Annotated in this window: 17 protein-coding genes; 11 read left to right on the top strand and 6 right to left on the bottom strand. The window is 71.8% G+C overall.

Annotated features, from left to right (window positions below; all coding sequences use genetic code 11):
* The first annotated feature begins 5 nt into the window (after positions 1-5).
* The 6 genes from OOZ19_RS26640 to OOZ19_RS26615 all read left to right on the top strand — a co-directional run bounded on the left by OOZ19_RS26640 (position 6) and on the right by OOZ19_RS26615 (position 6,915).
* Positions 6-458 (top strand): acetyltransferase, encoded by a 453-nt coding sequence (locus tag OOZ19_RS26640; RefSeq protein ID WP_266092909.1) that lies wholly within the window; start codon positions 6-8, stop codon positions 456-458.
* Positions 459-744: 286 nt separating this feature from the next.
* A complete protein-coding gene (locus OOZ19_RS26635; protein WP_266092908.1) occupies positions 745-1,737 on the top strand; it encodes a LacI family DNA-binding transcriptional regulator in 993 nt (330 codons plus the stop codon).
* Positions 1,734-2,954 carry a D-mannonate dehydratase ManD gene (manD, locus tag OOZ19_RS26630; protein ID WP_266092907.1) on the top strand — a complete coding sequence of 407 codons (1,221 nt, stop codon included), beginning with the start codon at positions 1,734-1,736 and terminating at the stop codon, positions 2,952-2,954. The genes OOZ19_RS26635 and manD overlap by 4 nt, the downstream gene beginning before the upstream one ends.
* A gap of 4 nt (positions 2,955-2,958) precedes the next feature.
* Entirely contained in the window at positions 2,959-4,437 is a 1,479-nt protein-coding gene (locus tag OOZ19_RS26625) for a mannitol dehydrogenase family protein (RefSeq protein WP_266092906.1), read from the top strand.
* A 63-nt stretch (positions 4,438-4,500) separates the two neighbouring features.
* A complete protein-coding gene (locus tag OOZ19_RS26620; RefSeq protein ID WP_266092905.1) occupies positions 4,501-5,835 on the top strand; it encodes an MFS transporter in 1,335 nt (444 codons plus the stop codon).
* 123 nt (positions 5,836-5,958) lie between these two features.
* Entirely contained in the window at positions 5,959-6,915 is a 957-nt protein-coding gene (locus OOZ19_RS26615; protein WP_266092904.1) for a glycosyl hydrolase family 18 protein, read from the top strand.
* A 398-nt stretch (positions 6,916-7,313) separates the two neighbouring features.
* Here OOZ19_RS26615 and OOZ19_RS26610 read toward each other — a convergent pair whose 3' ends face one another.
* The gene (locus OOZ19_RS26610; protein ID WP_266092903.1) at positions 7,314-8,111 is read right to left on the bottom strand and encodes a DeoR/GlpR family DNA-binding transcription regulator; all 798 of its coding nucleotides are present in this window, start codon (positions 8,109-8,111) and stop codon (positions 7,314-7,316) included.
* Positions 8,112-8,357: 246 nt separating this feature from the next.
* On the opposite strand from OOZ19_RS26610, the gene OOZ19_RS26605 reads away from it, so the two are divergent.
* Positions 8,358-9,686 (top strand): MFS transporter, encoded by a 1,329-nt coding sequence (locus OOZ19_RS26605; protein ID WP_266092902.1) that lies wholly within the window; start codon positions 8,358-8,360, stop codon positions 9,684-9,686.
* Positions 9,687-9,867: 181 nt separating this feature from the next.
* Here OOZ19_RS26605 and OOZ19_RS26600 read toward each other — a convergent pair whose 3' ends face one another.
* Entirely contained in the window at positions 9,868-10,353 is a 486-nt protein-coding gene (locus OOZ19_RS26600; RefSeq protein ID WP_266092901.1) for a hotdog fold domain-containing protein, read from the bottom strand.
* Positions 10,354-10,618: 265 nt separating this feature from the next.
* On the opposite strand from OOZ19_RS26600, the gene OOZ19_RS26595 reads away from it, so the two are divergent.
* Positions 10,619-11,614, top strand: coding sequence for a 2-hydroxyacid dehydrogenase (locus OOZ19_RS26595; protein WP_266092900.1), 996 nt, complete (start codon positions 10,619-10,621; stop codon positions 11,612-11,614).
* A 309-nt stretch (positions 11,615-11,923) separates the two neighbouring features.
* Here OOZ19_RS26595 and OOZ19_RS26590 read toward each other — a convergent pair whose 3' ends face one another.
* Positions 11,924-12,700, bottom strand: a complete 777-nt coding sequence (locus OOZ19_RS26590) for a S1 family peptidase (RefSeq protein WP_266092899.1) — start codon at positions 12,698-12,700, stop codon at positions 11,924-11,926.
* Positions 12,701-13,142: 442 nt separating this feature from the next.
* Positions 13,143-13,322, bottom strand: a complete 180-nt coding sequence (locus tag OOZ19_RS26585; RefSeq protein WP_266092898.1) for a hypothetical protein — start codon at positions 13,320-13,322, stop codon at positions 13,143-13,145.
* Positions 13,323-13,632: 310 nt separating this feature from the next.
* On the opposite strand from OOZ19_RS26585, the gene OOZ19_RS26580 reads away from it, so the two are divergent.
* Positions 13,633-14,589 (top strand): alpha/beta fold hydrolase, encoded by a 957-nt coding sequence (locus tag OOZ19_RS26580; RefSeq protein ID WP_266092897.1) that lies wholly within the window; start codon positions 13,633-13,635, stop codon positions 14,587-14,589.
* Positions 14,590-14,659: 70 nt separating this feature from the next.
* On the opposite strand, the gene OOZ19_RS26575 is transcribed toward OOZ19_RS26580, so the two are convergent.
* Positions 14,660-15,352, bottom strand: a complete 693-nt coding sequence (locus OOZ19_RS26575; protein ID WP_266092896.1) for a type 1 glutamine amidotransferase domain-containing protein — start codon at positions 15,350-15,352, stop codon at positions 14,660-14,662.
* A gap of 206 nt (positions 15,353-15,558) precedes the next feature.
* On the opposite strand from OOZ19_RS26575, the gene OOZ19_RS26570 reads away from it, so the two are divergent.
* Positions 15,559-16,437 (top strand): helix-turn-helix transcriptional regulator, encoded by an 879-nt coding sequence (locus OOZ19_RS26570; RefSeq protein WP_266092895.1) that lies wholly within the window; start codon positions 15,559-15,561, stop codon positions 16,435-16,437.
* A 12-nt stretch (positions 16,438-16,449) separates the two neighbouring features.
* Here the strand turns inward: OOZ19_RS26570 and OOZ19_RS26565 are convergent, their stop codons facing one another.
* Positions 16,450-18,492, bottom strand: a complete 2,043-nt coding sequence (locus OOZ19_RS26565) for a discoidin domain-containing protein (protein ID WP_266092894.1) — start codon at positions 18,490-18,492, stop codon at positions 16,450-16,452.
* Positions 18,493-18,875: 383 nt separating this feature from the next.
* On the opposite strand from OOZ19_RS26565, the gene OOZ19_RS26560 reads away from it, so the two are divergent.
* A complete protein-coding gene (locus tag OOZ19_RS26560) occupies positions 18,876-19,766 on the top strand; it encodes an MBL fold metallo-hydrolase (RefSeq protein ID WP_266092893.1) in 891 nt (296 codons plus the stop codon).
* Positions 19,767-19,815 lie beyond the last annotated feature (49 nt).

Genomic DNA, 19,815 nt, shown 5'->3' with positions numbered 1-19,815 from the left:
CCGTCGTGCCCGAGTTGAACATCCGCCCGTCGATCGGAGCCGCTGAGCACCGGGCGCTCGTGGCGATCTGGCGCAGCGCCGTCGATGCGACGCACACCTTCCTCGCCGCAGCGGACCGCGACGAGATCGAGCGGCACCTGGCGTCGGACCACTTCCCCGCCGTCGTCCTCTCGGTCGCGGAGGTCGACGGCGATCCGGTCGGCTTCGCCGGCACGCTCGACGGCAGGCTGGAGATGCTCTTCGTCGACGCCGCTCGCCGCGAAGGCGGGATCGGAACCGCGCTCCTCGATCACGCGATCACGGAGCACGGCGTGACCAGGCTCGACGTCAACGAGCAGAACGTGCTTGCCGCGGGCTTCTACGCCCACCGCGGGTTCGAGGTCGTCGGCCGGAGCGAGACCGATGACGCGGGTCGCCCCTACCCGCTGCTCCACCTGCGCCTCAGCACGTCGTCCTGACGCAGGGCCTCGTCCGGGGCTTCGCGGGCGCCCGCCCGCAGATCGCGTCTTGATCGACACGGCTCAACCGCCGCTGATCCACGAGCCGCTCTGCGGGGATCTGCGGACGAATCCCGCGCCTGCGGGCGACTTCCTCGACCTCTCCCGGAAGCGCGGGGGTGGGGGCAGGTGTGGCGGGGCGAGGGCGGCAAGGTCGTGGCAAGGCGTTGACAACGTTGCGCAAGGGGGCGTTCGATGACTCGCGCCGCACTGATCCGGTGGTGCGGCGCGACGGAGCGGAGGCGGTGTGGCGGCAACGCTGACCGAGGTGGCCGAGCACGCGGGCGTGGCGCTGTCCACGGCGTCCCGCGCGTTCGGCGAACCGGGCAGGCTCGGCGCGGACACCTTGCACAAGGTGCTCGCCGCCGCCGAGGAACTCGGCTACGAACCCGGACGTTCCCGCCGCGCGGGCGGCACGCCGCGCGGCACCACGGTGGCCGTGGTCGTGCCCGACATCGCCAACCCCGTGTTCGGCGCCTTCGTCAAAGCCGCCCAGGGCGAGGGCAGGCACCGCGAGCAGACCGTGGTGCTCGCCGACACGGCCTTCGACCGGGACCGCGAGCGGGACATGATCGCGCGGATGCGGGACCGCGCCGACGGCATCGTCGTGTGTTCACCGCGGCTGGACGCCGAGGAGTTGCCAGCGCTGTGCGGGCGGACCCCGGCGGTGCTGGTGAACCGGGAGACGACCGGCGTCGACTGCGTGCTCACCGATGCGACCGACGGGTTGCGCCAGACCGTGGACTACCTGGTCGCGCTCGGGCACCGCCACCTCGCCTACGTGCAGGGTTCCGCCCGGTCCTGGTCGAACACCCACCGGCTCGGCATCGTCACCGCGCTCGCCGAGCAGGCCGGGGTGCGGCTCGAGGTGCTGGGCCACCAGGCGGAGACGGTCGCGGGCGGTACCGCGGCGGCGGCCGGGGTCGTCGCGGGCGGGGCCACCGCGGTGATCGCGCACAACGACCTGGTGGCGCTCGGCATCGTCGCGGGCGCGCGGACTCTGGGCGTGCGCGCCCCGGCGGACCTGAGCGTCGTCGGCTTCGACGACATCCCGCTGGCCGAGGTGACCCACCCGGCGCTGACGAGCATCGCTGCCCCGATGGACCGCGCCGGGGCGGTGAGCGTGGAACTGCTGCACCGCGCCGTCGCCGGTGAGCGGCGCCTGCCGCGCACGGTGCACCTGCCCACCCAGCTCGTGGTGCGCGGCACCACCGGGCCCGTCCGAGAGGGGATCGCATGAGCCGCGACCGGATCGCGGCGGCCGAGGTGCTGATCACCAGCCCCGGCCGCAACTACGTCGCCCTCAAGATCACCACGGTCGATGGCGTCGTCGGCTGGGGCGACGCGACGCTCAACGGCCGCGAACTCGCCGTCGCCGCCTACCTGCGCGATCACTTGGCGCCGCTGCTGATCGGCCGCGATCCGGCGCGCATCGAGGACACCTGGCAGTACTTCTACCGGGGCGCGTACTGGCGGCGCGGGCCGGTCACGATGACGTCGATCGGCGCCGTGGACCTGGCGCTGTGGGACATCAAGGGCAAGACCGCCGGGCTGCCGGTGTACGAACTGCTCGGCGGCGCGGTCCGCGACCGGGTGCTGAGCTACACCCACGCGTCCGGGTGGGACCTGCCGGAGCTGCTCGACTCGGTGGACGCCCAGCGGGACCGCGGTTTCCGCGCGGTGCGGGCGCAATCGGGCGTGCCGGGCCTGGACACCGTCTACGGGGTGCACCGGGGCGGCACCGGCTACGAGCCGGCGGGTCGGGGCGCCGCGCCGCACGAGGAGGTGTGGGACACCGCCGCCTACCTGCGCCACGTCCCGGAGGTGCTCGCCGGGGTGCGCGAGCACGTCGGCCCGGAGCTGCACCTGCTGCACGACGCGCACCACCGGCTCACGCCCGGTGAGGCGGCGCGGCTGGGGAGGGCGCTGGAACCGGTGGACCTGTTCTGGCTGGAGGACGTGACGCCTGCCGAGAACCAGGAGGTGCTGCGCCGCGTGCGCGCGCACACCACGACTCCGCTGGCCATCGGCGAGGTCTTCAACACCGTGTGGGAGTGCCAGGCGCTGATCACCGAGCAGCTCATCGACTTCGTCCGCACCTGCGTGACCCACGCGGGAGGGATCACGCACCTGCGGCGGATCGCGGCGCTCGCGGAGTTGTGGCAGATCAAGCTGGGACCGCACGGCCCGTCGGACGTGTCGCCGGTGGCGCTGGGCGCGTCGCTGCACGTGGGCCTGAGCACGCCGAACTTCGCGATCCAGGAGTACATGGGTTACGGCGAGGCGGTGCACGAGGTCTTCCCGCACTCCTGGCGCTACGCCGACGGCCACCTGCACCCCGGAGACGAGCCGGGCCTGGGCGTCGCCGTGGACGAGGACGTCGCCGCGAAGTTCCCGTACGAACCCGCCTACCTGCCCGTCGCGCGCCGCCGCGACGGTTCGATGACGGATTGGTGAGCAGATGACCACGCCCCGCCTCGCGGCGAGCACGGTGCCCCCGGCCGCGCTGCTGCGGACCGCTCCGCCGGAGCGCACCGGAATCGTCCACTTAGGACTCGGTAACTTCCACCGCGCGCACCAGGCCGTGCACACCGCGCAGGCCCTCGCGCACACCGATGGTCCCTGGGGAATCCTCGGCGTGGCCGGGCGTTCCACCGAGGTCGCCGACGCGATGCGCGAGCAGGACCTGCGCTACTCCGTGCTGGAGCTGTCCCCGCACGGCAGCGCCGCCACCGTTCCCGCCGTGCACACCGGAGTGCTCGTCGCGGCGCGCCAGACCGACGCGGTGCTCGACGCCATCGCCGCGCCCGACACCCGGATCGTGACGATCACCGTCACCGAACGCGGCTACACCTACTCGCCGCGCACCCACGCGCTCGACGTCGACTCCGAGCCGGTGCGCGCCGACCTGCGCGGCGACGCGCCGCCGCGCACCACCATCGGGCAGATCGCGCGCGGTCTGCAACGCCGATCGCGCGCCGGATCCGGGCCGATCACCGTGCTCAGCTGCGACAACCTCGGAGCCAACGGGCGGCGGACCCGGCGGCTGGTGCGGGAGTTCATCGCCGAACTCCCCGCAGCCGAACGGGACGAGCTCGAACCGTGGGTGGCCGAGTCGGTGACCTTCCCGAACAGCATGGTCGACCGCATCGTGCCCGCCACGACCGACGAGCACCGCGACGCGGCCCGCACGCTGCTCGGAGCCCGCGACGCGGTCCCGGTCCCCGCCGAACCGTTCAGCATGTGGGTGCTGGAGGACGAGTTCGCCGCGGGCAGGCCCGCGTGGGAGCACGCGGGCGCGCTATTCACCGACGACGTCGAGGCCTACGAGCTGCTGAAGTTGCGGCTGCTCAACGGAACGCACTCGCTGATCGCCTACCTGGGCGCCCTCGACGGGTGCGACACGATCCCCGAGGCGGTAGGGCGGCCGTTCATCGCCGACGCCGCCCGGCGGGCGCTGCGCGACGACTACCTGCCGACGCTGGAGGTGCCCGACGCGATCGACGCCGACGACTACGTCGAGCGGCTCTTCGAGCGGTGGGCGAACTCCGCGCTGCGCCACCGGACCCGCCAGGTCGGTTCGGACGGCTCGGTGAAGCTCGCCCAGCGGGTGCCCGATCCCGCGCTGGCGCACCTGCGTTCCGGGCGGGTCCCGCAGCAGCTGGCGCTGACGGTCGCCGCCTACCTGTGCTGCCTGGCGCCGGCCGCCGACGCCGGTCCGCACGCGGCGGCGATGTCCGACCCGGCGCGGGACGCGCTCGTGGAGTCCGCGCGCCGCAACGGTTCCACCCGGTCCTTCGTGGACGACGTGCTCGGCGGTGGCCTGCTCGGTGCGGAACTCGCCGGGCACGGCGAGTTCGCCGCGCGGGTCGCCGAACTCGTCGACCTCATCACCCGGCACGGCCCGGCCGCCGCGGTCCTGGAGACCACCGCCACCTGAACGAATCCCCGCAGGACCACCCCGCCGTCGCGCACCGTCGCGACCTGATCCATTCGAGGACGCATGGACAGCAGAGCACCCGCCGGCACCGCCGCGCCGTCCCAGCCCGCCGACCCGCGCTCGGTGCGCCGAGCGGCGTGGGCGGGCCTGATCGGCACCGCGCTGGAGCAGTACGACTTCGTCATCTACGGCACCGCCTCCGCGCTGGTGTTCAGCGAGCTGTTCTTCCCCGGGGTGTCCCCGGCGGCCGGACTGCTGGCCAGCTTCAGCACCTACGCGGTCGGCTTCGCCGCGCGCCCGCTCGGCGGCCTGTTCTTCTCCCGACTGGGGGACCGGCTCGGGCGCAAATGGGTGCTGGTGACGACGTTGCTGCTGATGGGCGGCTCCACGCTGGCGATCGGCCTGCTGCCGACGTTCGACCAGGTCGGGCTGCTGGCCCCGGTGCTGTTGCTGCTGTGCCGCTGCCTGCAGGGGCTCGGCGCGGGAGCGGAGCAGGCCGGTGGCGCCACCTTGCTCACCGAGACCGCGGCGCCCGGCCGCCGGGGGCGGCTGGCCGCGCTGGTGATGACCGGCGCGGCGCTGGGCACCGCGGTCGGCGCGGTGGCCTGGGTGCTGGCGCAGCTGCTGCCCGAGGACCAGCTGATGAGCTGGGGCTGGCGGCTGGTGTTCGCCAGCAGCCTCCTCGTGACGATCGCCGCGCTGATCCTGCGGCGCAGGCTCGCGGAAAGCCCCGTGTTCCAGGAGATCCAGCAGCAGGAAGCGGAACCGCGCCGACCGGTGGCGGAGGTATTCCGGAGCGGCAGGCGCCCGCTGCTGCTGGTGTTCCTGATGAACGTGGGCGCGAGCGCCCAGTCCTACACCTACCAGGTGTTCATGGCCTCGTACCTGGTGTCCTCCGTGGGCGTCGACGCCGAGCTCGTCCCGAAGGTGCTGCTGATCGGCGCGCTCTGCGGTGGTGTGGCCGCCGCCGGGTTCGGCGCCCTGTCCGACCGGTTCGGGCGCAAGCCCGTGTACGCGACGATCATGGGCGTGCTGGTCCTGCTGCCCGGACCGAGCTTCATCGCGCTGAGCACCGGTTCCACCACGGCGATCATCGTGGTGATCGTGCTGGGCTTCATCCTCGCCTGCCACGGCGGGGTCGGCGTCCAGATGAGCTACTTCCCGGAGCTGTTCGGCACCCGCTACCGCTACGCGGGCGTGACGCTGGGCCGCGAGTTCTCCTCGGTGCTCGGCGGCGGTGTCGCACCGCTGCTGTGCACGGCGCTGGTCGCCGCGTTCGCCGGGTCGTGGATCCCGGTCGCGATCTACATGTCCGTGGTCGCGCTGATCAGCTTCATCGCGACGTTGCGCAGCCCGGAAACCCTGAACCGGGACCTCACCGACGCCAGCGACGCCTAACGGCAAACGGGAGCGCATTGCTCCGTTCGCGTTGTTGACCGGGGATGCCGGACGCGCTCTGATGGGTGATCACGCCGGAGAGCCGGTCGTGGTGCTCCCCGTCGAGGAACGAGGAATCCCGAGATGAGTCTCCACTTCGCGTCGCCCACGCGGGTCGGCGGTGTCCGGGCCGTGCTGATCGCGCTGGTCGCGGTGGCAGCGGCGGTGACGGTCGCGCTGCTGGTCGCGGTGCAGCCACCGGCGAGCGCGGTGGACGGCAAGCACGCGGCGGTCTACTACCAGACGCAGTACGACGGCGACCGGTACGTCTCGCCACTGGAGCTGACCGCCAACGGCGCACCGGTGACCGACGTGATCGTCGGCGCGGTCCACCTGAACTCGCCGACGGAGGTCCACCTCAACGACGATCCGCCGGACGCCGCGAAGTACGAGCAGATGTGGGCGGACCTGCGCTCGCTGCAGGACGGCGGCGTGCAGGTGCTCGGCATGGTGGGCGGTGCGGCGCACGGCAGCTTCCAGCGGCTGGACACCGAGTTCGACACGTACTACCCGCTGCTGAAGGACTTCCTGAGCACGCGCGGGCTCGACGGCGTGGACCTCAACGTGGAGGAGGAGATGTCGCAGCAGGGCATCCAGCGGCTCATCACCGCGCTGCGCGCCGACTTCGGCCCGGACTTCCTCATCACGATGGGACCGGTGGCCAGCGCGCTGTCCGGCGGCGGCAACCTCTCCGGATTCGACTACGACCAGCTCTACCGCGAGGTCGGCGGCGAGATCGCCTGGTTCAACGCCCAGTTCTACAACGGCTGGGGCGACGCCTCGTCCACGGCGGACTTCGACGCCATCGTCGAGCGCGGGGTGATCCCGGCGGAGCGGATCTCGGTGACCGCGCTGACGAACCAGGGCAACGGCGGCTCCGGGTACGTCGACGTCGAAGGGCTGCGGGCCACGTTGTCGGCGTTGCAGGCCGAGCACCCGAACTTCGCCGGGGTGACCGGCTGGGAGTACTTCAACTCGCAGCCCGCCACCGGATCCGACCCGTGGCAGTGGCTCATCGACGTCACCGGAGCGTGGAGCTGAGCCGGGACTCGGCCTGACTCCGGAACGGGCGCACGGACGCGACCGCGGCCCTCGTCGACGCTCCCGGATCACGCGGTGGGGCAACCGGTTCCTCATCTCCCGTCGGCGGGCGGCGGGCGGCGGGACCTGCCGACCGCGTTCGTCGTGCTCGACGACGGCGACCTTCGAACGGGCCGCCGAGAGGCACGGGACCACCCCGCCGGAGCTGCCGTTCGGTGGTGTGAAGCGCTCCCGTTTCGGCCGTCGGAGGACGGGGGAGTTCGTCAACGCCCGGTTGCGCCGGACTTCGCCGGCGGAGGAGCAGCGCTCCAGCCGCGGGAAACGAGCACGTTCCACGTCGGGCCGCGCCCTGGCCGCACTCGGCAAGGCGGCCCGGCCTGTCCTCCCGAGCGGAATCCTCAGGCGTCGTCCCAGGTTTGGGCGACGGCGTGCACCTTGACCCCGAGGGCCTGGGCCACCGCGGTCTCGCCGGGTGGTGCCGCGTCGTCGGTGATCAGCGTGTCGTAGCCGCTGACGTCGCCGTGGGCGTAGGTGGCGGAGCGGCCGAACTTGCTGTGGTCCACGGCGAGCACCGCCCGCCGCGCCGAGTGCAGGAACGCCTCCTTGTTCTCGGCGTACTCCCGCATCGGGTGCGAGAGCCGTCCTTCGTGGACGCAGGTCGCGGTGAGGAACGCGACGTCCACGTGGAACCGTTCGAGCTGGCGCACCACCTCGGGGCCCGCGCAGGACTCGAAGTCCGGGTAGAAGCGGTCGCCGAGCAGCGTCACCTGCGTCGTGGACTCGGACAGCAGGTAGGCCACCCGCAGCGAGTTGGTGATCACGTGGGTGTCCTCGGTCTGCCCGAGCAACCGGGCGAGCGGGAACAGGGTGCTGCCGCAGTCGAGCAGCACGGTGCTGCCGGGGGTGACGTGGTGGCGCAGCTCCTCGCCGATGGCCGCCTTGGCCTCGCGGTGCATGTTCTCCCGGAACCGCAGCGAACTCTCGATGTCCACGGTGGACAGCGCGATGGCCACGGCGCGGCGCTTGTGCAGCAGCTTGCGCTCGTGCAGGTCGTCGAGGTCGCGGTGCATCGTCATCAGGCTCACGCCCAGCCGGGCCGCGAGGTCGTCGATGCGCACCTCCCCGCCCTTCCCGACATGACGTAGGACCGCTTGGCGGCGCTGCTCCACCTCGGCCCTGGACTTCCTGCTCGACATCGTCGCCTCCCCTCAGCCCTAATTTATCCCACATTTTGCGTGAAGATCTTGAAAAGATCTGAGAAATCTAGCATCTTGATCCCACACAACCGGCTGACCGCCGCGGCTACCGCGACCCGCCGGAGGTATCCAAGGCCACCACCGCAAGGTGGATGACCAGTAAAAACACCCGGACCGCCCTGCGTTGCAGCGAGGCGATCCGGCTGCACCGAACCGGGCACCGAAGCCCGTCAGGAGGTCCTCACCGTGGTGTCTACCGACCACGAACCCCCCGCATCCGCGTCGTCCAGCGGCGGGGCGACGTTCTTCGATCGCATCGGCATCCCGCGAACCCTGCTCTGGGGCTACGTCGGGATGTTGCTGTTCATGATCGGCGATGGAGTGGAGACCAGCTACCTCTCCACCTACTTCAAGGTCGACCTGGGCTTCTCGGAGTCCAGCGTCGGCATCGTGTTCACCGTGTACGGCCTCGCCGCAGCGGTCGGAGCCTTCCTCGCGGGCGGCCTGTCCGACAAGTGGGGACCGCGCAAGGTCATGATGGTGGGCGCCGCCCTGTGGGCGGTCTGCCACGTGCTGATGCTGACCATCGGCATCCCCACCAGCAACTACGTGATGATCCTGCTCACCTACGGGGTGCGCGGTCTCGGCTACCCGCTGTTCGCCTACGGCTTCCTCGTCTGGATCATGGTCGGGGCGCCGGAGAAGCAGATCAGCAAGGCGCTCGGCTGGTACTGGTTCGCGTTCACCATGGGCTACCCGGTGCTGGGATCCGCGCTGGTCTCCGGGCTCAAGCCGGCCCTGGGCTTCTACCCGACGCTGTGGGTGTCGCTCGCGCTGATCGCCGCCGGTTCCCTCATCGTGTTCACGATGCTCAAGGAGCGCTCCGGTTTCACGCCGCTGGCCGCCGACGGCTCCAGCATGGTCCAGACGCTCGTCGGCTGCTTCACCATCATGTTCTCCCGGCCGCGAGTCGGCCTGGGCGCGCTGACCCGGCTGATCAACACCACGTCGCAGTTCGGCGTGTGGGTCTTCACCCCGCTCTACCTGATCGAGCAGGTCGGATTCAACTCCGAGGAGTGGTCCACGCTGCTGATGATCATGATGGGCTCGAACCTGGTCGGCGTGGTCGCCTTCGGCGCGCTCGGTGACCGGTGGAGCAGGCACAAGACCATCGTCTGGTTCGGTGGTGTGCTCGGCGCGGTCGCCTGCCTCGGCCTGTACTACGTGCCCAACGCCGTGGGGCACAGCTACATCCCGGTCGCGATCACCGTGGCGATCTTCGGCGTCGGTCTCGCCGGTTACGTGCCGCTGCCCCCGCTGATGACCCAGCACGCCCCCGGTCGCAAGGGCCAGGTCATGTCGACCTACACCCTCGGCGCCGGTGCGAGCCAGGCCGTCGGCCCGGCCATCGGCACCGCGTTCATCGGCATCATCGGCATCCAGGGCGTCATGTGGATCTACGCCGTGCTGCACCTGGCCAGCGCCGCGCTCGCGATGATCATTCGCGAGCCCAGCGCGGAAGCTCAGCGCGAAGCCGCGGAGCTGCCCGAGGACAACACCGTGGTCGCGCACTGACCACCAGTCGGACGCGGCTCGTCCCCCCGGAGAGCCGAAACGACGCGAACTCGGACGTTCCCCTGCGACGTCACCCGCCGCACGGGAAGTGCTGAGAACATTCGGCGGAGCCGGCGCCCCCACGAGGGGCGCCGGCTCCGCCGTTTCGGCGCCCGGCCTCGCGCGCACGGCGGGAGCGGGGTCAGGACTTCGCGGCGGCGGTCTTCTTCTTCGGCGACACCCGCAACGTGATGTCCGCGGTGACGACCGGCTCCCCGGAGGTGTCGAGGATCCGCACCGGCACCACCCACTCGGCGGGTTCGTCGCCGGGCTCCGGCAGCGGGTTCAGCTCGGCGACGCCCACGACGTCGGTGCTCGCCTTGGCCACGTAGCGCACCGCCATCCCGACCGGGATCCACCGGTGCGTGGCCGGGACGCTCGCTTCGGCCAGCACCCCGGCGGCGACCTCCGCGACGTTGCACGCGGCGATCGCGTGGAAGGTCCCGATGTGGTTGTGCACGGCGCGGCGTTTCTTCGAGCGCACCTCGCAGTAGCCCGGTTCCAGCCGGACGATGTGCGGCCGGACGGTCCGGAAGTACGGCGCGCGCAGGCACACTCCCCAGGAGAACAGCCTGGTCCCGAGTGGACGCGGTGAGAACTTGCGCCACATCTCCAGCGTCGAGGGCATCGTCGGTCTCCTTCGGGTGCGCGGACGTCGTTGCCGAGGCAGAACATTACCGGTGGGTAACCTGCGGGGTGGCCACCGGTCGCTCAACCGCCGCCGCGCTCGCGCGTCGGCGACCTGCGGCGGTACCCCGTGATCCTCGTCCGATTTACGCCGGGCACCGCCGCTGGGCTGCGACGATGGGAGTGGGCGGCGGTTCGCCGCGCCGCCCGGATCCACAGCGTGCGGCGCCGGTTCGACGTCGAACCGGCGCCAGTGAGGAGAGCGCATGAGTGCCCCCGGCCTGAACGTCGTCATCGCCGACACCAACCTGCTGCCGCTGCGCGCGGAGATCGAGGCGAGCCTGCCCGCGGGGACGCGGGTGAGCTGGCCGGACCGGCAGGACGCCGAGGCGATGCGGGCCGCCGTGGCCGACGCCGACGTGTACGTCTCGGGCAACCTCCCGGAGGACCTGGCCAAGGCGGGGGAGCGGTTGAAGCTGGTGCACGCGGCCGGTGCGGGCACCGACGGCATCGCGGTGCGGGCCCTGCCGAGCGGCACGATCGTGGCGAACACCTTCCACCACGAGAAGTCCATCGCCGAGTACGTCGTCGCCGCCAGCACCATGGTGCGCCGCGACTTCCGCAGCCAGGACGAGGCGCTGCGCTCGGGCCGCTGGGACACTCCCGTCTACAGCGGACGAGCGCCGTGGGTGAACGCGCTGACCGGCGCGACCGTCGGCTTCGTCGGCTTCGGGCACATCGGCAAGATCACCTGGCAGCGGTTCCGCGCCTTCGAGGCGCAGGGCGTCGCCGTCACCCGCCGGGGCGAGGTCGACGCCGCCGCGGAGGGCCTGGAGTGGACCTCCACCATCTCGGATCTGGGCGCACTGCTGGAGATCTCGGACGTCGTGGTGCTCTCCACCCCGCTCACGCCCGAGACGACCGGGCTGATCGGCGCGGCCGAACTGGAGCGGATGCGCGACACCGCGGTCCTGGTCAACGTCGGTCGCGGACCCATCGTCGACGAGCGGGCGCTGTACGAGGCGTTGCGCGACGGCGTGATCGGCGGCGCGGCCATCGACGTCTGGTACGACTACCCGGTTCCGGGCGAGGTGAAGCACCCGAGTTCGCTGCCGTTCCACGAACTCGGCAACGTGCTCATGACCCCGCACTCCTCGGGGCTGACCCGCCAGACCTTCGCCGGTCGTTCCGCGGACATCGTCGAGAACATCCGCCGGCTCACCGCGGGCGAGCACCTGCGCAACGTGGTGACCAGGGCCTGATCCGCGCACGCGCACCGCGACCCGCGCCGGCGCTGGCGCGGGTCGCGGTGCGATCACGTCCACGTCCTTCAATCCGGCGAAGTGATCGGGCAGGTGACTTCGGAGGAGTCGCGCCCGCCCTCGCGGCGTGGTCCTCCTGACCGCGCCGCTCCGCGCCGTCCTGGTGCTCGCCGGCCGTTCGGCCGTCCTCTCGGCGACGCGAACCGGACCCGGTCGCCGCGTTCGGCGATCCCGCAGGCCGTGGTCGCCCTCGGGTGCGACGGCTCCGATCCGCCGCTGACCGGCCCCTGCGCGGGACGGAGGAACTCCTCACCCGCGGATCGTCGTGTTGATCCAGTCGCGGTAGGACTCCACCTTGGTCCACTGGCCGTAGCCGGTGCTGCACTTCCCGTCGTTGTCGGCGGGTCCGCTGGTGACGCCGATCAGTTCCCAGTCGCCCTCCCTTCCGCGGATCTGCGGGCCGCCGGAGTCGCCTTCGCAGGCGCTGGTGCCGGGAACGGCTCCTTCGGCGCAGAAGTTGCGGTTCCGGTCCATGTCGGTCGTGCACCGGTCACCGGGGACGATCCGAGTGCTGATCTCTTGCAGCTTCTGGGGAATGTCCTGGGTGCTCTCGTTGGTCCGGCCCCAGCCGATGGCGCGCGCCGAGCGGTCCTGGGGAGGTTCGGGGTCGGCCGAGAGTCCGGCGGGCTTGTTCGGCACCGCGTGGTCCAGCCGGAGCAGCGCGAGGTCCGCGGCGGACCCCTTGTGGCCGGGGTTCACGACGATCTGCTTGACGGTGGCCGTGCTGCCGCCGGCGGTGCGGTCATCGCTGCCGATCCGCGCGGTCACGCCCTGGGGCGAGCGCGGGATGGACTCGCCGTTCTGGCCGGTGTCCGTGACGCAGTGCGCCGCCGTGAGCACCCAGCCGGGGGCGACGAGCGAACCGCCGCAGAAGAACTTCTTGTCGTGATCGAGGCTCGTCATGAAGTCGTACGAGTCGGTCACCGTCTTGCCGCCGATGATCGCGGGTGCCATCTGGGCACCCATGGCGGCCGGAGTGACCAGCAACGATGCCGCGATCGCGGCGATGGACAGACACAGGCGCATGGAACACCCTCCACTCGGAAGCGGCCGAGCCTAGGGTCGCCGCGGTGGTCCGTCCAGAGTGCTCAGGGCGGGGTTGTGCGCTAGGACACGCCCGGAATCGGCCTTTTTCGCGCAGCGTTCCTGATCCCGCACTCGGTGAATTCGCCCGCATGTTCCGGAACCCTCCGGTGCAGGTCTGGTGAACCGGATGCGGCGCGGTCGCGTTGAGTCGTCGAGCGAACACGGTGAGCGCCGGAATTCGGGCCCGTCATCGCAGATCCGGCGCGTCCGGAGGCCAGAGCGGGACGGTGAGCGTCCCGTCGGCGCGCGGCGGTGGTCCGAACGAGAGCGCCCGCCTCCGGCGGGCGCCGTCGGTCCTTGGTCCGTCGCGTGCTCTTGCGCGCGAGCGCGACCGCGCCACGTGGTGGCGCGGTCGTGGACGAGCGGTGCTCGCGGAGGAGGTTCAGGCCCGCTCCTGCCGCTTGGCGTGCTTGCAGTCAGGGCAGTTCACGCCGCCGTGGAAGGTCTTCGGCTTGTACGTTTTCTCCGGGAACGCCTTGCCGCACGCGGAGATCGCCAGGTCGTTCCACCAGGAGACGTTTGCGCGGTGGGTGATTCCGTCGTGCAAGATCTCGGCTTTCATGAGCGTTCCTTCCAGTGCTGATGCCAACTTCCGGATGAACCCCTCCCCGAATGGAGCATCAGAACATCACTGGTGATCACACACAGCAACGTTCGTTCGTCGATTCGCCGCCGTGCGGTCGCCTCGTAGCGACGAACGGTTGATCAAATTCGGTCCACATGATCACTTAACGTAGTTTTGTGGTTCGGGTTGATCCGTTCGGGTTCGGCGGCTCGCAGAGCTGTGCGCGGACGCCGGAATGTTTTCGACGGCGTCAGCGGTTCCACCGTCGGCGACCGCCGATCTCAGCACTTCGGAAGGAGCGGCCACGGTGCCGTACCTGGAACAGTCCGACCACCCGGACATCTTCGTCGAGCACGGATATCCGGAGCACATCGCGGATCTCGGCGAGATCCGCATGAACTACGCGGTGGCGGGCGACCCCGCGAACCCAGCCCTGCTGCTCGTCCCCGGCCAGAGCGAATCGTGGTGGGGGTACGAAGAGGCGATGCGGCTGCTCGCCGACCGGTACCAGGTCTACGCGGTCGACCTGCGCGGGCAGGGCAGGTCCACGTGGACGCCGGGCCGCTACAGCCTGGACCTCTTCGGCGGCGACCTCGTCCGGTTCATCGATCGGGTCATCGGCCGTCCGGTGGTGGTCAGCGGCCTGTCCTCCGGCGGGGTGATCGCCGCGTGGCTGTCCGCCTTCGCCGCGCCCGGACAGGTCCGCGCCGCCGTCTACGAGGACCCGCCGCTGTTCTCCTCCGAGCTCGACCCGGCGGTCGGCACGTCCATCCGACAGGGGGCGGGCCCGATCTTCCGGCTCTGGCACAAGTGGCTCGGGCCGCAGTGGTCCATCGGCGACGTCGCGGGCATGCGCGCGGCGATGGCGACGGAGCTGCCGAGCCGGATGTCCGCGATGCTGGGCGCCGTCGCCGAAGGCGAATCCGCCGGTGTGCCGCAGAACCTGCGCGAGTACGACCCGGAGTGGGGCGACGCCTTCGCCTCCGGCCGGGTCGCGCTGGGCTGCGACCACGAGACCATGCTGTCGCGGGTGCGGGTCCCGGTGCTGTTCACCCACCACTTCCACCACGCCGACCCGGAGACCGGCAACCTGATCGGCGCGATCTCCGGCCAGCAGGTCGAGCACGCCCGGCGGCTGATCGAAGGAGCCGGGAACTCGTTCACCTACCGGGCCTTCCCGGACATGCCGCACTCGATGCACGGCCACGATCCGGCCACCTACGTCTCGACCGTCACCGGCTGGCTGGGCGAGCTCGACGGGTGATCCCGCCCGCGTGATCCGCGCACCGGCGGTGCTCGCCGTGCCTTCGCCCGGCGCGGCGAGCACCGGCTCATCAGCTCAGCGCGGCGAGCATGTCGTCGGCCAGCGGCCCGCTGGAAGCGGGGTTCTGGCCGGTGAACAGGTTGCCGTCCCGGACGGTGTGCGCCGCGTAAGCCGGGCCGGACTCGTGCTTCGCGCCCCGCTCACGGAGCCGGGCCGCGAGCAGCCACGGAGCGCCCTCGGCGGTGCCGAACAGCTGCTCCTCCTCATCGGTGAAAGCGGCCATCCGCCGGTTCGCGAACCGCCAGTCGCCCGCGGCGTCGACGGCGCTGAGCAGGCCCGCCGGTCCGTGGCAGACCGCGCCGATGAGCTTGCCGGTGTCGTCGGCCCGGATGAGCAGGCGCCCCAGGTCCTGGTCCTGGTGCAGGTCGACGACCGGCCCGTGCCCGCCGGGCAGCAGCACGGCGGCGTACTCGTCGATGTCGACCTCGTCCAGCGGCAGCGGCGATCCGAAGTCGCGCAGCGCGGTCGCGGCGTGCGCGACGTGGCGGGCGCAGTCCGCGCCGGCGATCTCGGGGTCTGCGCTGTGCCGGTCCAGCGGCTGCAGGACGCCGCCGGGGGAGGCGAAGTCGACCGCGTGACCGGCGGCGGCGAACTTCTCGTGGGGCGCGGCGAGCTCTTCGGCCCAGTAGCCGGTCGGGTAGGACGAACCGTCGGCGCGCTCCCAGGTGTCGGCGGCGGACATGATGATCAGGATCTTGCTCACGGAGCAGGCCTTTCGGGGATCGGGAGGTCGCGGGCGGCGCAGCGCACCCGGAGGGTGGCTCGCGGCTCGCATCCGAGGTCGATTCCCAGGCTGCCGCCCGAAAAGCGTTCCCGGGGACCTTCGTCGCGCCCTGCGCGGACCCGGCCCGGCGAACCTAGGACGCAGCGGACCACCCGCGGACGAGCCGCGGCGGCGACAATGGGCGCATGGCCCGGACCAACCGCGAGCTCGCGGACTTCCTGCGGCGAGCCCGCAGCCTCGGCGACCCCGCCCGCGCCGGCCTGCCCGCCGATGGCCGGGTGCGGCGGGTTCCCGGCCTGCGGCGGGAGGAGGTCGCCCTGCTCGCCGGGGTGTCGACCGACTACTACGCGCGCCTGGAGCAGGGACGGCGGATCGTGCCGTCCCCGCCGGTGGTGGCGGCCATCGGCCGCGCGCTCGAACTCGACGACGCCGGACGCGCGCATCTCGAAGCCCTGATCGAGCGCTCCGCCGGTTCGGGGCGGCAGCGGGCGCGCGGGGTCCAACGGGTGCGGCCCGGCCTGCACCGGTTGCTCGACGCCCTCGACGGCGAGCCAGCGCTGATCCTCGGCCGCCGCACGGACGTGCTGGCGAGCAACCGGATGGCCAGGGCGTTGTTCACCGACTTCGACCGGATCCCGGCGGCGGAGCGGAACTACGCGCGCTGGATGTTCCTGGACGACGACGTGCGCGCGCTGTTCGCGGACTGGGAGCAGCACGCCCGCACGACGGTCGAGGCGCTGCGCTTGGACGTCGGCGCGGACCCCGACGACAGGGCGGCGATCGCGCTGGTCGCCGAGCTGCGCGAACGCAGCCCCGAGTTCGGCCGGTGGTGGGACGAGCACCGCGTCCACCAGCGCACCCACGGGTCGAAGCGGCTGCGCCATCCCGTCGTCGGAGAGCTGACGGTCCAGTACGAGACCTTCGTGCCGCCCGGCGATCCGGACACGACGCTGTTCCTCTACACCGCGGAAGCCGGTTCGGCGTCGCACGACGCCTTGAACCTGCTCGCCAGCTGGAACCTCACCGGCGACACCGGAACCCGCGCTCCCCAGCGCGGGCGGTAGACCGCAGCCCGATCACTCCGCCGGGCGCCAGGACTGGAACGCGGTGATGCCGACGGCTCCGCCGTCCTCGCGCAGCGGCGTGACGCGCAGCGCGTCGGTGCGCACCGGCGGGTCCACGACGACCCTGCCGGGTTCGCCGGGGCGGGGTGGGCTCGTCGGCAGGTCCACCCACTCGCCGTCCCGGCGGTGTTGGAGCCGGTACGAGTCCGGGGTGCGGACGCCCTTTCCGTCGTCGTAGAAGGAGATCCGCACGTCCGAGACGTCGATCGGCTCGGCCAGGTCGACCTGCAGGTGGTCGGTGTGGTTCGGGCTGCCGTGGTTCGTCCACCGGGTGCCGGGCACGTCCAGGTGGAAGTCCTGGCCGTCGATCGCCTCACCCGGATCGTCGGCCTCCCCGCTGTAGGACGCGGTCGCTTCGGGGAATCCGGTTCCGTCCGCGTTGACCAGGTCGTCGACCATGCGGGGCGGTTCGCTCGCGGCCCCGGTCACGGGAACGGTCACCGGGCCCAGGTCGTCCTGCCGGTGGATCTCGCCGCCGTCCAGCGAGATCCTCAGCCCCGAGCCTTGCCCGTAGTGCGACCCGTCGCGATCCCACGACACGCTCAGGTCGTGCCCGCGGTAAGGCACGTCCTCGACCGCGAAGTGGTCCCAGCCGGCCGGGACGAGCGGGGCGATCCGCGCGGTGTCGTCCTGCTGCGGCCGGATGCCGAGCAGGCCGGAGAGCACGAGGTCGGTGAACGTCGAGTGGTTGTAGTCCTCGCTGTGGCCGCGCGCGTCGTAGAGCCAGCGGTCCTCGTCGGGGTGGTGCGCCTCCGCGACGTAGGGGCGGCCGTCCTTGCGCTGCGTCGAGGCGTAGCCGCGCAGCAGGTCGTAGTAGTCCTGCCGGTCGACGTGGGGCTGCTCCGGGCGGTCGTGGAGCCGGTTCGCCAGCGCGGTCAGCGTCTGGGAGGTCGCGTAGGGCCAGCTCGGCCCGGACCAGCGGCAGCAGCCCTCCTCGGCCTCGTGCAGGTACCAGGGGCTGCGGCGTTCCACCGTGGTCGGGCCGTGCGGCGCCGCGAAGCCCTGCGGGTCGGTGAGCTGGGACCACGCCGAATCGGCTTCGGGCGGTGCCATGCCGAAGTACCAGGGCACGAAGCCGATCTGCTCGCGGTCGGCGATCGGTTCGCGCGCCGGGTTGCCGTCGCGCATGACGTGCTTGTAGAAGTCGCCGTCCCGCAAGTGCTCGTCCACATTGGACTTCAGGTGGGCCGCCCGGGTCTCGAATTCCGCGGCGCCGTCGAGGTCGCCGGTACGGCGCAGCAGGTTCGCGATCGCCCTGGCGTCGCCGTACTGGTAGGCGTTGATCGTCGGCCGGAACCCTTCGCCGCCGTGGTACGGGTCGTCGCTCTGGTACGAGCTCGCGGTGTGCTCCATCGCGTCCCACACCGGTGTCTGCCAGTAGAGGCCGAGTTCCGGGTCGAACTGCGAATCCCAGCCCTCCCACTGCTCGACGAGCTCCGGCAGCGCCGCGGTCGCGCGGTCCCAGCGCCCGTCGACCGACGCGCGGGCGACGACCGCGTCGGACACCCAGAACGAGTACTGATGAGCCCAATCGGTCGTGTTCGGGTTCAGCGGTTCCGTCGCCGGTTTCGGGCCCGCGCCGCTGCCGGTCAGCCAGTAGTCGAGGTAGTCGTCCAGGTAGCGGGTGTCGCGCAGCCAGCGACCCTCGTAGAGGTGGTGGCCCGCCGCGGCCGAGATCCCGCCGCCGGGCGCGGAGTAGCCGACCGGCCCGAGGAACTCCGAGACGATCCAGCCGTCCTCGGGGCCGGTGTACTTCAACGCCTCCTTGAAGGTCCGCCAGCGGTAGTAGTAGGTGTCCTCGATCTCGGCGCCGGGCAGGTCCACGAACGGGATGTTCGCCCGGTACCAGGCGGGATCGACGAACCCGTCGAGCTTCGCGTCCCGGTCGATCAGCCGCGTGCCGGGACCGGCGTCGGGGTGCGGCGCGGCGACGGCCGGGGCCGACCCGGCCAGCAGCGCGGCGGCGACGACGGCGAGCAGCGAACGGCGGACCATGAGCACTCCCGTCGTCGGACGCGGTGCCTCGGCGCACCCGCCGACCTGTATAGCTCGCGTCGAGTCCCGCACCCGAGCGGCGGCGAGTTCTCGCCGCGGTCGAACGTCCGCTCCGTCGGGCGGCCGGTTCGGAGCTGAACCGAACGGGCCGAATTCGGTGCGTCCGAGGGCGATCGGAGGGGGCGAGGCCCGGCGGGTGGTTACGGTGGGCTCGACCTCGTGCCGAGGCCGGGAGCACGGGCGTACCCGGCTCGCGCACCGCGTGGTCATCGAGCGGCGCGGCACCCGGAGAGGTGGCCCGGCGCCGGTCGTCGACATCGACCCGAGCAGCGGCCGTCCGCGACCGCAGTCCCACCCGCACCGACCGCATCGGAGACGACGCCATGACCCGTCCCGCAGCCGAGCACGCCGATTCGGACGATCACCCCGCCCGCCGGGTTCCCGGCCGGTGGCGAGCCACCCTCGGCGAACTCACCCTGACCCACATCCCCGACGCGGGCCTGCACATGATCCCGCCCAAGGTGTACCCGTCCACCGGTGAGCACGACTGGCACGACGAGCGGGAGCACCGGACCGGGGACGGCCTGCTCACCATGGGCTGCGGGGCGCTGCTCGTGGAGCGCGGCTCGACGCGGCTGCTCATCGACGCCGGGCACGGGCGCATCCCCGCGGACGAGGTGCCGGACTTCGCGGACCACTTCGAGCACGTGCAAGATCTGCCCGGCGCGCTGGCGAACCTCGGGGTGGTCCCGGCCGACGTCGACGTCGTCGCGTTCACCCACCTCCACCCCGACCACACCGGCTGGGCCAGGCCGGACGCCACCGACGACGGTCGCGGGCTGTTCCCGGCGGCGCGCTGGCTGGTGGGCCGCGGCGAGTGGGCGGAGGTCGAGCCCGGCGGCGATCCGGCACTCGCCGGTGGTGCCGACCGCGTGGTCACCGTCGACGACGGGGCGGAGGTCGTCCCGGGCGTCCGGGCGTGGGCGCTGCCCGGCCACACTCCCGGCCACACCGCGTGGGTGCTGGACACCGGCGACGGCCGCGAGGTCGTGGCCTTCGGTGACGCGCTGCACTCGCCCGCGCAGGTCCGCCACCCCGACTGGGAGGTCCTGTTCGACGCCAACCGTTCCGCGGCGGAGCGCTCCCGGCGGCGGCTGGTCGAACGCCTCAGCGGCGAAGGCACCCTCGGATTCGGCATGCACTTCGCCGACCAGCAACTGGGCCGCGTCGAGCACGGCGGATGGAGCCCGCACGGGGAGCCGGCCTCCGGCTGAACGCCCCCGAAGCGGCACCCTGGCGCGGATCAGAACGGTCCATCGTGGA

The organism is Saccharopolyspora sp. NFXS83 (genome assembly GCF_026241095.1).
Taxonomy (GTDB): domain Bacteria; phylum Actinomycetota; class Actinomycetes; order Mycobacteriales; family Pseudonocardiaceae; genus Saccharopolyspora_C.
The sequence above is the reverse complement of the archived record's forward strand: the minus strand, read 5'-3'. Positions and strand labels throughout refer to the sequence as shown.

Coding starts and splice junctions, on each gene's coding strand:
- OOZ19_RS26585 (WP_266092898.1), bottom strand. CDS start 13,322: ATGAAAGCCGAGATCTTGCACGACGGAATCACCCACCGCGCAAACGTC.
- manD (WP_266092907.1), top strand. CDS start 1,734: ATGAGCCGCGACCGGATCGCGGCGGCCGAGGTGCTGATCACCAGCCCC.
- OOZ19_RS26600 (WP_266092901.1), bottom strand. CDS start 10,353: ATGCCCTCGACGCTGGAGATGTGGCGCAAGTTCTCACCGCGTCCACTC.
- OOZ19_RS26560 (WP_266092893.1), top strand. CDS start 18,876: ATGACCCGTCCCGCAGCCGAGCACGCCGATTCGGACGATCACCCCGCC.
- OOZ19_RS26590 (WP_266092899.1), bottom strand. CDS start 12,700: ATGCGCCTGTGTCTGTCCATCGCCGCGATCGCGGCATCGTTGCTGGTC.
- OOZ19_RS26595 (WP_266092900.1), top strand. CDS start 10,619: ATGAGTGCCCCCGGCCTGAACGTCGTCATCGCCGACACCAACCTGCTG.
- OOZ19_RS26625 (WP_266092906.1), top strand. CDS start 2,959: ATGACCACGCCCCGCCTCGCGGCGAGCACGGTGCCCCCGGCCGCGCTG.
- OOZ19_RS26620 (WP_266092905.1), top strand. CDS start 4,501: ATGGACAGCAGAGCACCCGCCGGCACCGCCGCGCCGTCCCAGCCCGCC.
- OOZ19_RS26610 (WP_266092903.1), bottom strand. CDS start 8,111: ATGTCGAGCAGGAAGTCCAGGGCCGAGGTGGAGCAGCGCCGCCAAGCG.
- OOZ19_RS26565 (WP_266092894.1), bottom strand. CDS start 18,492: ATGGTCCGCCGTTCGCTGCTCGCCGTCGTCGCCGCCGCGCTGCTGGCC.
- OOZ19_RS26570 (WP_266092895.1), top strand. CDS start 15,559: ATGGCCCGGACCAACCGCGAGCTCGCGGACTTCCTGCGGCGAGCCCGC.
- OOZ19_RS26615 (WP_266092904.1), top strand. CDS start 5,959: ATGAGTCTCCACTTCGCGTCGCCCACGCGGGTCGGCGGTGTCCGGGCC.